The sequence below is a fragment of the Nonomuraea sp. MTCD27 genome (genome assembly GCF_041950495.1).
In the GTDB taxonomy this organism is placed as follows: domain Bacteria; phylum Actinomycetota; class Actinomycetes; order Streptosporangiales; family Streptosporangiaceae; genus Nonomuraea.
In genome coordinates this window covers 118,447-130,649 of record NZ_JBGNUW010000020.1, presented here as the reverse complement: position 1 = coordinate 130,649, position 12,203 = coordinate 118,447, and the positions used below count along the sequence as shown (strand labels likewise).

The window sequence follows — 12,203 nt, the reverse complement described above, 5'->3', positions numbered from 1 at the left end:
ACAATCGGGCAGAAGTCAGCCCCTTTAGCGTTTCCCGTACGTTACTGCCTTCGCACGATTTTCTCGGCCTGCGTTCGATGATGGCGTGACAGGCGTGGATTCGTCGCCCGGAGGGCCTCGGTGGCGAGTTCCGCGGCAAGGTCCCGATATCCATGCCTGCGCATCGACCGGGCGAGGTACAGCAGGACCAGGCCATGTGTCCGCCCCTCCTCGCGAAGCTCCTCCACCTCCCTCCGCGAGACGGGGGCATTGCGGCTCGCCGCCAGGATGTACGCCGCGCGGGCCGACAGCGGGGCCGCGATGGCGACACTGCCCAGGTCGTCCAGGGCTTCCTGCCACTTGTCCCAGTCCGCGTAGATCTCTCCGCGAATGCGGCGGGCCTCGGCATGCTCTGGATCCCGCTCCAGCACGGCGTTCAACTCCTTGACCGCCGTCTGGTACCGGCTCGTGTGCCAGAGAGCCTGCCCGAGCTCCAGCAAGGTGATCGTCTCACCCGCCGTGATGAGCCGAGCGGCCCGCGCGCTGCCGAGCGCGTTCTCCGTATCCCCCTGGAGGAGGTGGACGCGCGCTATCGCGGCGAACAGGTACGCGACGGCGGGGGACCTGGAGTCCGTCATCGCCTCGATCGCCAGCGCCTGGTCGTAGGCGTGCCGTGCGGCGTCGTGGTCCGCCCGCGCGAAGGCGATGTCGCCCAGGATGATCCAGGCGGAGATATGGATCTGGCCGTGCTCCCTTTCGGTCTTGGCCAGCACCGCTCGCGCGTACTTCTCGGCGAGCTTCGGATTGCCCACGGACATCGCCTGCTCCGCCTCACGCAGGAGGTCGCCCGCGGTGGGCTCCGGCCACGTCGCCGGTGCCTCTCGGAGCCGCTGGAGCGCGCTCGCCAGTCGCGGATGCTGGAGCTGGAAGCCGTCCCCGCCGGCCAGCCGGCAGAACTTGAGCAGATGCCGGTCCTCCACGGCGCGGACAACGGTGTCCGTGATCTCTTTCGGACGGTCGCCCTGGGGCGCGGGTGCCGCCTCGTGAGGCGACGTCCCCTCAGATGACCTGGTGAACGTCCGGCGCATCCAGCCGCCGATCTCGCAGGTGGGCAGGCCGTGGTCGCTGGTCAGCCTGAACAGCGTGCGGGAGCAGAAGTCGGCCAGCGTTCCGTCCACGTCGTTGAGCACCTTCTCGACGACGACGGACAACGTCCCGCCGCCGCGCACGCCTTCCAAGAGTTCGGCGCACAGCATCTGCAGCAGGACCGGCTCCACGAGCGCGGCACCCGACGTGCCGTGCTCGACCGTCAGCGTGTCCACGAGTCGCGCCGGCATGCCGTGGTCGAACTGCAGCTGGGTGCCCCGCAGCGGCCCCGTCAACGCTTCGATCGCGGACTGCCGGTCCAGCGGCGGCAGCTCGTACTCCGCCGGAGTCTCGCCCAGCGCCCCGCAGAGGCTGCGCGCCTCCTCGACGCAGTCCGGCCGGATCGACAGCAGCAGGTGGACGTCCGGAAAGGCCCGCAGGGCGGCTTCCAGTTCCTCGCGGAAGAGACGGTGTTCCGGCTTCGCCGCGACAGAACTGCGGATCACCCTCTCGGCGCCGTCGATCGCCACCAGAATCGACGTGCCAGGTGGTGCCTGCCGCCGGAGGAACGCCGAGATCGTCAGGCCGACGCAGCGGGCGGGGTCCTCCGTGGGCTGCCACGACGACAGGAGCGCGAAGAGGGTGCGACCTCGGGCCGTGATCACCGGAGCCGGCAGGGTCCTGCGGTAGCTCGGGTCACCGACGGGCACCACGTGCGCTCCGCTGTTGGCCAGGTACGGAGCCACCCCGGCGTGGAGCAGGGACGTCTTTCCGACACCCGAGTCCCCGATCAGCAGGGTCAGCCGGTTTCGCTGCCAGAGCTCGGCCACCTCGCGGGTCTCGATGTTGCGGCCGAAGAACCTGGCCTCGTCATCCCTGCCGAACGGCCGGAGGCCGACCCACGGGTCGGCATCGTACGCGGTCACGAAGAGGCTCCTGCCGACACCGCAACCTGTCGCATCATGATCTCCCGTACCCATTGCCGCGGACAAGAACGGATGCCTGGTCGCGCACACATTCTGCCTGCCGCATACGCATGACCGTCCATGCCGGGGCTCCCAAATGATGGCGACCTGGCTTGATATCCGGCGTAAGTAATGCCGCAATCATCCAAGAAAGTCTTCTATCATGCTATGTCTAGCGTCAAAAGCCCCTCCCGGATAAAATTCCTGGACACAAGAAACTGCTTTTTCCTCCTGACCCACAGCTGCATTTTTGGTGACCTAAATCGGTGTCACAGATCGCGCCGGCGGGGGTGGTGATGCGCGGCATGGCCGATCGCCTGCGCCCTGCGGAGTTGGCGCAGATCGCACGCGAGCTGCTGGAGAACGAGCCCGAACTGAAGTGCGAAGCCGAGCTTCACGCGGAAATAGTCGACGACATCCGGCAGCGGGCCGATGAGCTCTCCAATCTGCTGGGTGAGGACATCGCGGCGGTCGGCAAGGCTCGCCGTGCATGGCGCCGGCCCTGGGCCATCGCCACCCTGGCACTTCTCGTGGCGTCCCTCCTCGTCCTCGGGGCCACGCTCTTGAGCACCGGGATCCCCTTCCGTTCAAGGGCGGCCAACGCCGCGTTCTCGATCGGCCTGGTGGCGCTGGGGATGCTCGCCGTGGTGAAGCTGTGGAAAACGATCCGGCAGCAGAGTGTGCTCGCTTCCCGAGAGCTCCGGAAAGCCCTGTTGCCGCCGCTGCGCGCTCTGATCCGCCTCGCCATCAGCGAGTTGCAGGGCGAGGAGGTGCGCTGGTCCGGCACGCTGCGCACCTCCCAGGCTCCCGCGCTGGTGGAGCTCAACCTTCAGGACACCATTCCGTCCCGCACGTACGAGCGGCTCCGAGCCTTCATCGGCGAGCACGAGTCCTCGGCGACCGGGCTGGCCGGCGCCCGCGGCTCGGGCAAGACCACCCTGATGCGGCGACTGCGGCAGGACGAGTCCTTCGACTGCCATGTCGCCCTGGTCAGCGCGCCGGTGCAGTACTCCGCCGTGGAGTTCACCCGCCTCATCCACGGCGAGCTGGCACAGGTCTGCCTCAATCCCGGCGAGGCGAACCTCATCCGCGACCGCATGGCGGCGCCGGCCCTGCGAGTGGTGCTGCGGACGCTCCTGGCGGCGGTGGCGGTGTCCCTCCTGATCACCTTGTGGATCTACGACAAGAACCGTCCCGTGCCGAATCCGGTCAACCTCGGGTGGACGGGCATCACGGCCGTCGTGCTGGGCGGCCTGGTCATCGGGTTCGTGGTCAGCCGGTGGTGGGCCCTCTTCCAGGGCCAGACGAGACTGATGGTCTCGCCGCAGACGACACGTGAGCTCTGCCTGCAACAGCTGGAGTTCCTGCGCTGGTCCACGACGGTCGAGCGGAGCGCGACCACCGCGGCGAAGGTCGGCGGATCCGGCTTCGAAGGCGGCAGCAAGCTGTCCCGTACCGAGCGCGAGGTCACCCACGCCGAGTCGGTCCAGGCGCTCCGGCAGTTCATCGACCAGCTGCTCGCGCTCAGCAACAAACCCGTCGTCATCTGCGTGGACGAGCTGGACAAGCTGGCGGACCCGGCCGAGGCCGTCGACGCGATCAACGGCCTCAAGGACCTGTTCCACGTCGCCAAGGCACACTTCGTCCTCTCCGTGTCCACCGACGCCATGCACAGCTTCGCCGCGCGGGGAGTGCCGGTGCGGGACGTGTTCGACTCGGCGTTCGACACCATCATCCCGGTCGGTCCGCTGTCGTTGGAGGAGTCACAGACGCTCATCTCGCGGCGGGCGCGCGACTTCTCCAAGGTGTTCGTGCTGTTCTGCTACGCGTGGTCCGGCGGCCACGCGCGCGACCTCATCCGTACCGCACGGTCGTGCGTGGACCTCAAGCACGAGCTCAAGGACGGCGAGGAGGCCACCATCGCCCTGCTGTCCCGGCGCGTGCTGCGGAACGACCTGCGCGAGGTCGTGGACGCGGCCGTCGAGAAGCTGCGCGGCGAGAGCGACGACCTCGCGCAGGCGATGCTGGACCGGGTCCTGGCGTTCCAGGAGTCGCTCGAGGACGAGCCCGCGAACCTGTACGACCTGGTCGAGGCGACCGAGTTCCCCCCGGTCACGGGGACGGTGGCCGCGGAGGCCCAGCTGGCGGCCACCCTGGCCCCGTACGCCCGGCTCGCCGCACTCTGCGAGCGCCTGTTCTCGGGCACGCCCCAGCCGGCGCCATGGCGGACCGAGGCGATGAGCAAGGCGGTCACCGCGCTGGCGGAGGCCCGCTCCTGCCTCGGACGGCACCCGCGAGAGATCGAGCGGAGGCTGAAACGCGCCGTCGACGCCTGCGCGGCGGTGGAGGCGCGAACCGGCCCTTGAACGGTGCGCTGATCAGGAGGCACGCCTACGGCGTGGGTCGGATCCGACCGAGCGTGGGAACGGAAGCCGTACCGAGCGCGAGCCGTGTGCCTGCGGCGGGGTCCCGATCACCGTGCACGGACCGGACATACCACCGCTATACCGCCGTCTCCTAGCTTTTGTGCGTTGGAGCACAGGACCCAGGAAGGGCGAGGCACCCAAGTCATGCGGAGACGGCTCAGCAAGGCACACCGGCGCGCCCTCGTGGTGGGAATGAGCGCCGTGCTGGTGGCGGCGATCGCGAACGTCCACGCGCCCATGGCGGCGACCGCGAACGCCCAGGGATCCGCGGCGGCCCAGCCGGGAGGGCTGAGCGCGTACGACAAGCTGGTGCTGTCGCACCGGCCGGCCTCCTACTGGCGGCTGTCACACCCGTCCTACGGTACGGAGACCGACCGGACCGGCAATGGGTACAAGGGCACCTTCCACAATGTCACCAGCTCGGTCCAGCTTCCCAACCGGGACGGCGCCTCGGTCTTCAACGGATCATCCGGATACTTCGAGGTGCCCAACGCCGACAGGTTCCACATCTCCACGACCGGCAAGTTCACCGTGGAGGCCTGGATCAGGCCGCACACCCTGCAGTTCCCCGACGAGGAGCAGAGCGGCTACGTCTACTTCCTGGGGAAGGGCACGAAGTCGGGCAGCGGCGGCGACCAGGAGTGGGCGGGCCGGATGTACTCGAAGGTGAACGACGAGGACCGCCCCAACCGGATCTCCGGATACGCCTGGAACCTCGACGGCGGCTTCGGCGCCGGGGCGGGCATCCAGCAGACCGTGCGGGTCAACGAGTGGATCCACATCGCGTTCACCTTCGACACCTCGGAAGGCGAGTACGGCAAGGTGCGGAGCTACCGCAACGGCGTGCTCGTGAGCTCGTCGAACCTGGTCTTCCGCCCCGGCCAGCCGGACGAGGTCATCGTGCGGCCCAAGCCCGGACCGGCCCCCGTCCGGGTCGGGACCCGCAGCAAGGCGTCCTGGTTCAAGGGTGCCATCGGGAAGTTCGCGATCTACAACCACGCGCTCACGAACAAGGAGCTCGCGACGCACTATGCCGCCATGACCGCGGCGAACACGCCGGACTTCAACGCTGACGGCGTGGGCGACCTCTTCTCGGCCAAGACCGGATCGCTGAACCTCTGGACCGGCAGGGGTGCCAACGACTTCTGGGGCAGAACCCGCGTCGGAGACGGCTGGGACGCCTTCACCCGGCCGATCGCGGGCGACTTCGACGACGACGGGCGCACCGACCTGGTCGCCGCCGAAAAGAGCACCGGCCTGCTGCACGTCTGGAACGGCCAGGGCGGCAACGAGTTCAGCACCCCGGAGAAGCTCGGTCCCGGCTGGACACCGTACGCGGACACTCTGACGTCCGTGGGCGACATCAACCAGGACGGCCACAACGACATCGCGGCCACCCTCAACGGCACCCTCTACGCCTGGAACGGCCAGGGCGGCAACAAGTTCTCCGGCAGGACCACCATCGGCGCCGGCTGGAACAACTACACCCGGCCGATCGGCGGCGACTTCAACGGTGACGCCATCGGCGATCTGGCCGCGGTGGAGAAGGCCACCGGCGACCTCTACATCTGGAACGGCGAAGGCGGCAACGAGTTCACCACCAGGACGAGGACCGGGCCAGGCTGGACACCGTACGCGAACACGCTGATGTCCCTCGGCGACGTCGACCGGGACGGCCACACCGACATCGCGGCCGTCCACAACGACACGCTGTACCTCTGGAACGGCCGGGGTGGCAACCAGTTCGCAAGCGCGAAGACCGTCGGTCCCGGCTGGGCACCGTACTTCTGACCCGTTCCCGGCTCCGCGCCGCCGGGCCCTCCCGTCCCGATCACGAGACAGCGAACCCCGCCTCTGCCGATCGGCAGGCGGGGTTTCCGCATGCCAGAGCTACCTGAGGAGTTGGCGGGCCATGACCATTCTCTGGATCTGGTTGGTGCCCTCGTAGATCTGGGTGATCTTGGCGTCGCGCATCATGCGCTCCACCGGGAAGTCCTTCGTGTAGCCGTACCCGCCCAGCAGCTGCACCGCGTCCGTCGTGATCTCCATGGCCGCGTCCGAGGCCGCGCACTTCGCCGCGCTCGACAGGAACGTGAGGTCCTTCTGGGGGTCGCCGTGCATCGCCCGCTCCGACTTCGCCGCCGCGTGGTACGTGAGCTGACGCGCCGCCTCGAGCTTCATGGCCATGTCGGCGAGCATGAACTGCACGCCCTGGAAGTCGGCCACCGGCCGGCCGAACTGCTTGCGTTCCTTGACGTAGCCGATCGCGAAGTCCAGCGCTCCCTGGGCGATGCCGAGGGCCTGGGCGGCGATGGTGATGCGGGTGTGGTCCAGGGTGGCCAGGGCCGTCTTGAAGCCGGTGCCGGGCGCGCCGATCATGCGGTCCGCCGGGATGCGGACGTTGTCCAGGATGACCTGGCGGGTGGGCGAGCCCTTGATGCCGAGCTTCTTCTCCTTGGGGCCGAAAGAGACGCCCTCGTCCGACTTCTCCACGACGAAGGCGGAGATGCCGCGCGGGCCGGCCGAGGGGTCGGTGACCGCCATCAGCGTGTAGTACTCGGAGACTCCGGCGTTGGTGATCCACATCTTGGTGCCGTTCAGCACGTACGAGTCCCCGTCCGCCACCGCCCGCGTCTTCATGGCCGCCGCGTCCGAGCCCGCCTCCGGCTCCGACAGCGCGTACGAGAACATCCCCTCCCCCCGGGCCACCGGCGCCAGGTAGCGGGTCTTGAGCTCCTCCGACGCCGAGAGCAGCAGCGGCACCGTGCCGAGCTTGTTGACGGCGGGGATCAGGGAGGACGACGCGCAGGCGCGGGCCACCTCCTCGATGACGATCACGGTGGCCAGAGCGTCGGCCCCCGCGCCCCCGTACTGCTCAGGGACGTGCACGGCGTGCAGGTCCGATGCCACGAGCGCCTTGTAGACGTCCCAGGAGAACTCCTCGGTCTCGTCGATCTCGGCGGCGTGCGGCGCGATCTTCTCGTCGGCCAGGGCCCTTACCGTCTCCCTGAGCATGTCGTGCTCTTCGGCGGGTGCGTATAGCGGGAAGCTCATGCATCGAATACTAGGACGTCCGACCATCTTGTTACCAGCCGGTACGGTTTGCGAAGAGGTGCAGGTGGCACGTAGGAGGTAGCGAGGGCCGGTAGCATGCCTGCGCGATCGAAAGGAGCTCACTCGTGCCATATCGCCTCACGGTGATCGGGACCGGATACCTGGGGATCACGCATGCAGCCTGCATGGCCGATCTCGGATTCGACGTCCTGGGCCTCGACATCGACGCTGACAAGATCCGTCGACTGAACGCGGGCGAGCTCCCGATCCACGAACCCGGCCTCGAACCGGTCCTCCGCCGCGGTCTCGACTCCGGCCGGCTCCGCTTCACCACCTCGTACGAGGAGATCGCCGCCTTCGGCGACGTGCACTTCATCTGCGTGGGCACTCCGCAGAAACGCGGCGAGTACGCCGCGGACGTTACTTACATGGACAACGCCCTCGAATCCCTCGCCCCGCTCCTCGATCGCGAGTGCCTGGTCGTCGGCAAGTCCACCGTGCCCGTGGGCACCGCGGGGCGGCTGGCCGAGAAGCTGGCCCGGCTCGCTCCCGCCGGCGGGCAGACCGAGCTGGCGTGGAACCCCGAGTTCCTGCGCGAGGGGTTCGCCGTCCAGGACACCCTGAACCCCGATCGCATCGTCCTGGGCGTGCGCAGCGAACGTGCGGAGAAGATGCTGCGCGAGGTGTACGAGCCGCTGGGCGAGATTCCCGTCGTGGTGACCGATTTCGCCACCGCTGAGCTGGTCAAGACGGCCGCCAACGCCTTCCTGGCCACCAAGATCTCCTTCATCAACGCCATGGCCGAGGTCTGCGAGGCCGCGCACGCCGACGTCGAGCTGCTGTCCGAGGCGCTGTCGTACGACGACCGCATCGGCGGCCGCTACCTCAACGCCGGGCTCGGGTTCGGCGGCGGCTGCCTGCCCAAGGACATCAGGGCCTTCATGGCGCGGGCCGGCGAGCTGGGGGCGGACCAGGCGCTGACGTTCCTGCGCGAGGTGGACGCCATCAACATGCGGCGCCGCGCCCGCATGGTGGACCTGGCCAGGGAGCTGGCCGGCGGCTCCTTCCACGGGTGCACCGTGGGCGTGCTGGGAGCCGCGTTCAAGCCGAACTCCGACGACATCCGCGACTCCCCCGCGCTCGACGTCGCCGTGACGATCGGGCACCAGGGCGGACAGGTCACCGTGTACGACCCGATCGCGCTCGACAACGCCCGTAAGGCACATCCCGAGCTCAACTACGGTGAGTCGGCCGTCGAGGCGGTTCGCGGGGCGCATGTGGTGTTGCTTCTCACCGAGTGGCAGGAGTTCCTGCAGCTCGACCCGGTGGAGCTGGGTGCGGTGGTCGCCACCCGGCGCATCGTGGACGGCCGCAACGCCCTCAACTCCGAGATGTGGCGGTCGGCCGGCTGGCACTACCGCGCCCTGGGCCGCCCCTAGCCCACCAGCGCCGGGTCCCCATCGCCCCCAAGCCCCCCTTGGCCCCCGGGTCATCCGTGAGGAGCCGTATGGACAGGACGGCCAGGCTCTTGTCCGGTGCCGCCATCCTGGTGTGCCTGTTGTCGCTGCGGCCGGAGGCCCGGCCCGCCGTGGCCGCCCAGGCCGAGGGCGAGCTGCTGGCGATCGCGCGGACCTACCTCGACGACCGGGCGGCGCGGCTGACGACCGACGCGCCGGAGGGGGAGCTCACCCGCGCCCCGGTCACCGATGCCCTCCGGCGGCGCCTGGCCGCCGATGCCCTGGCGATCGACCGCCGCCGGGAGCTGCTCCGCTCCGTGAACGGCGGCCACGACCGGGCCGAGGTGACCGTCCAGGACGCGCGCTTCGACCACGACCACAGCCACGAGGGCGAGGGCGGAGCCCCGGCCCTCTACCTCACCGAACGCACCAAGCTCTTCCCCGCAGGCACCCTCCCGGACGCACCCCAGGCCGAGCAATACCAGCTCAGGCACCGTTTCACGTTCGAGAAGACGGCCGACGGGCGGTGGCGGCTGGCCTCGGCGGTTCCCGAGCTGGCCGAGGGCGGCCTCCCGCCGGACACGCACCCTTAGACCAGGTGCCGGACCCACTGGGTGACCAGCGGACGATAGCCGCGGCGGGCCCAGAACGGGGTGGACACCGGGTTCGGCAGCGCGTGGTGCAGCACCATGGACGAGACCCCGCCGGCCGCCGCGTGGTCGTGGGCCGCCTCGGTGAGCGCCGCGCCCACGCCCCGCCCCCGCGCCGACGGCTCGACGTACATGACCCCCAGGTACGCCACCGGCGAGTCGTTCACCGACCGCGCGATCCATCCCGACCGTCCGGGCGGCTGGACGATGACGCAGCCCACCGGCTCACCGCCCATCTCCGCCAGCCAGCACCACTCCAGCGGCAGCACCTCGGTCACCACCGACTCCCTGATGCGCTCCCTGGTGGACGCGCGCACGGTCACCCAGCCGAACTGCGCGTCGTAGGCCACCAGCCGCTCGTACATCCGCGCCACCGCCTCCAGGTCGCCGAGGCCGGCCCGGCGGACGGCGGCCACGGCATGCGCGGCGCGCGGGCGGATGCGGCAGACGGCGGCCGCGGCGATGGGGGCGAACCCGCGTACGGCCAGGGCCCTGGCGGGGACGGTGTCGCGGCTCGGCCACGACACGGTCAGCGCCTGCCCGGGCTCGGCCCGGCGGGGCGCGGCCAGCCACCGGTCGAGCAGCGCGCCGAACGCGGCCTCCGGGTCGGGGCCGGCGACCCTGGCCTGGAGGCGGTGTACGACCAGGGGGGACCAGGAGGCCCGGAGCTCACCTGGATCGATCCGGTCCACCGACACCACGCCGACGGCGTCGGATGTTTCGAGCAGCTCGTCGCGCTGGCGTAAGGGCAGCTCGTCCTCGCCGGCGAGGAGCGGGTCCGCGGCGCGCACACGAGCCGCGTGACCTTTGATCAGATCGTCCATCCCGGCACCCTAGCCGCCGGAAAGCCCAGGATAAAAGGGCTATCAGAGCTCGGCCGCCTCCGCGCGCAGCTTCTCGCCCTTGGCGTACGCCTGCTCCTTCAACCGCTCCTGGAACTCCTCCATCCGCTTCCGCAGCCCCTCGTCGGAGGCGGCCAGGATGCGTACGGCCAGCAGCCCCGCGTTGCGGGCCCCGCCCACCGCCACCGTGGCGACCGGCACCCCGGCCGGCATCTGGACGATCGACAGCAGGGAGTCCATCCCGTCGAGATATTTCAGCGGCACCGGCACCCCGATCACCGGCAGCGGCGTGACGGAGGCCAGCATGCCGGGCAGGTGGGCGGCCCCGCCGGCGCCGGCGATGATCACCCGGAGGCCGCGGGAGGCCGCCTGGCGGCCGTAGTCGATCATCTCGACCGGCATGCGGTGCGCCGACACGACGTCGGCCTCGAACGGCACCCCGAACTCGGCGACCGCCTCCGCGGCGGCCTTCATGACCGGCCAGTCGGAGTCGCTCCCCATGACAATGCCGATCTTCACTGCGCCTCCTTCGTCAGCACCGGGAAATCGGGAGTTCGCTCGCTGCTCTCTCTCACGTGTACTCCCCGGTCATGAGGTAGACGGCGGCGTGGCGGGCGCGGGCGCGCACCTCGTCGAGGTTGGAGCCGAGGGCCGTCACGTGGCCGATCTTGCGGCCCGGACGCACCTCCTTGCCGTAGAAGTGCAGCTTGATGCCGGGGTCGTGGGCCAGCACGTGCTCGTAGCGCTTGAACAGGTCGGGGTCGTCGCCGCCGAGCAGGTTGGCCATGACGACGACCTGGGCGGTCATCTTGGGCGTGCCCAGCGGCAGGTCCAGGACGGCCCGCAGGTGCTGCTCGAACTGCGACGTCGTCGAGCCCTCGATCGTCCAGTGGCCGCTGTTGTGCGGGCGCATGGCCAGCTCGTTGACCACCAGGCCACGGGCGGTCTGGAACAGCTCCACCGCCAGCAGCCCGGTCACCCCGAGCTCGTCGGCGATCTTCAGGCCGATGCGCTGGGCCTGCGCGGCCTGCTCCGGGTCGAGCCCGGGAGCGGGGGCGAGCACCTCGACGCAGATGCCGTCCTGCTGCACGGTCTCCACGACCGGATAGCTCACGCCCTGCCCGTGCGGCGAGCGGGCGACCAGCACCGCGAGCTCCCGCTCGAACGGGACGAACGCCTCGGCCATGAGCTCGACCCCGGTCGCGAACGCCTCCGTGACCTCCACCGCGCTGCGGCACACCCACACGCCGCGCCCGTCGTAGCCGCCGCGCACCGCCTTCAGCACCACCGGCCAGCCGTGCTCCTCGCCGAAGCGAATGGCGTCCTCGGCGGACGGCACCCGCGCCCAGGCCGGGCAGGGCACGCCGATCTCGGACAGCCGCTCGCGCATGACGGCCTTGTCCTGGGCGTGCACGAGGGCGTCGGCGCCCGGGTGCACGACGTAGCCGTTGGCGGCCAGGGCCCGGATGTGCTCGGTGGGCACGTGCTCGTGGTCGAACGTGATCGCGTCGCAGCCCTTGGCGAAGTCGCGGAGATCGCCAAGATCGCGGTAGTCTCCGATGCGCGTGTCGACGATGACCCGGGCCGCGCTCTCCTCAGGACTGTTGGCCAGCACCCGCAGCTCGACGCCCAGCGCGATGGCGGGCGGCTGCGACATCCTGGCCAGCTGGCCCGCGCCGACGATGCCGACGACCGGTCCGATGGGGCTGTATGAACTCACGCCAGGTGAGCTTACCGGGACGCA

The 12,203-nt window shown here is 69.8% G+C and carries 9 protein-coding genes; 4 read left to right on the top strand and 5 right to left on the bottom strand.

Translation table 11 applies throughout. The annotated features are described in order from the left end of the window. Nucleotides 1-41 precede the first annotated feature (41 nt). Complete coding sequence (locus tag ACBJ59_RS45570) at nt 42-1,991, bottom strand: tetratricopeptide repeat protein (RefSeq protein WP_375116324.1); 1,950 nt, start codon at nt 1,989-1,991, stop codon at nt 42-44. A gap of 305 nt (nt 1,992-2,296) precedes the next feature. On the opposite strand from ACBJ59_RS45570, the gene ACBJ59_RS45565 reads away from it, so the two are divergent. Further along, nucleotides 2,297-4,396 carry a P-loop NTPase fold protein gene (locus ACBJ59_RS45565; RefSeq protein WP_375116323.1) on the top strand — a complete coding sequence of 700 codons (2,100 nt, stop codon included), beginning with the start codon at nt 2,297-2,299 and terminating at the stop codon, nt 4,394-4,396. Between the two features lie 204 nt (nt 4,397-4,600). After that, on the top strand, nt 4,601-6,247 hold the full coding sequence (locus tag ACBJ59_RS45560; RefSeq protein WP_375116322.1) for an FG-GAP-like repeat-containing protein: 1,647 nt from the start codon (nt 4,601-4,603) through the stop codon (nt 6,245-6,247). 99 nt (nt 6,248-6,346) lie between these two features. On the opposite strand, the gene ACBJ59_RS45555 is transcribed toward ACBJ59_RS45560, so the two are convergent. Further along, a complete protein-coding gene (locus tag ACBJ59_RS45555) occupies nt 6,347-7,510 on the bottom strand; it encodes an acyl-CoA dehydrogenase family protein (protein ID WP_375116321.1) in 1,164 nt (387 codons plus the stop codon). A 125-nt stretch (nt 7,511-7,635) separates the two neighbouring features. On the opposite strand from ACBJ59_RS45555, the gene ACBJ59_RS45550 reads away from it, so the two are divergent. Together ACBJ59_RS45550 and ACBJ59_RS45545 are read left to right on the top strand one after the other, a co-directional pair. Next, nucleotides 7,636-8,949, top strand: coding sequence for a UDP-glucose/GDP-mannose dehydrogenase family protein (locus tag ACBJ59_RS45550; protein WP_364127809.1), 1,314 nt, complete (start codon nt 7,636-7,638; stop codon nt 8,947-8,949). A 68-nt stretch (nt 8,950-9,017) separates the two neighbouring features. Then, on the top strand, nt 9,018-9,560 hold the full coding sequence (locus tag ACBJ59_RS45545) for a hypothetical protein (protein WP_375116320.1): 543 nt from the start codon (nt 9,018-9,020) through the stop codon (nt 9,558-9,560). Here the strand turns inward: ACBJ59_RS45545 and ACBJ59_RS45540 are convergent. Genes ACBJ59_RS45540 through ACBJ59_RS45530 form a run of 3 tightly spaced genes read right to left on the bottom strand, consistent with a single transcriptional unit; the run spans nt 9,557 to nt 12,179 of the window. Next, the gene (locus ACBJ59_RS45540) at nt 9,557-10,441 is read right to left on the bottom strand and encodes a GNAT family N-acetyltransferase (RefSeq protein WP_375116319.1); all 885 of its coding nucleotides are present in this window, start codon (nt 10,439-10,441) and stop codon (nt 9,557-9,559) included. The genes ACBJ59_RS45545 and ACBJ59_RS45540 overlap by 4 nt on opposite strands. Nucleotides 10,442-10,483: 42 nt before the next feature. Further along, the gene (gene purE / locus ACBJ59_RS45535) at nt 10,484-10,978 is read right to left on the bottom strand and encodes a 5-(carboxyamino)imidazole ribonucleotide mutase (RefSeq protein WP_375116318.1); all 495 of its coding nucleotides are present in this window, start codon (nt 10,976-10,978) and stop codon (nt 10,484-10,486) included. 52 nt (nt 10,979-11,030) lie between these two features. Then, nucleotides 11,031-12,179, bottom strand: a complete 1,149-nt coding sequence (locus tag ACBJ59_RS45530; protein WP_375116317.1) for a 5-(carboxyamino)imidazole ribonucleotide synthase — start codon at nt 12,177-12,179, stop codon at nt 11,031-11,033. Nucleotides 12,180-12,203: the final 24 nt, after the last annotated feature.

Excerpts from the sequence above, each read along its gene's own strand:
- ACBJ59_RS45560 (WP_375116322.1), top strand. The coding sequence starts at position 4,601 with ATGCGGAGACGGCTCAGCAAGGCACACCGGCGCGCCCTCGTGGTGGGA.
- ACBJ59_RS45555 (WP_375116321.1), bottom strand. The coding sequence starts at position 7,510 with ATGAGCTTCCCGCTATACGCACCCGCCGAAGAGCACGACATGCTCAGG.
- ACBJ59_RS45545 (WP_375116320.1), top strand. The coding sequence starts at position 9,018 with ATGGACAGGACGGCCAGGCTCTTGTCCGGTGCCGCCATCCTGGTGTGC.
- ACBJ59_RS45540 (WP_375116319.1), bottom strand. The coding sequence starts at position 10,441 with ATGGACGATCTGATCAAAGGTCACGCGGCTCGTGTGCGCGCCGCGGAC.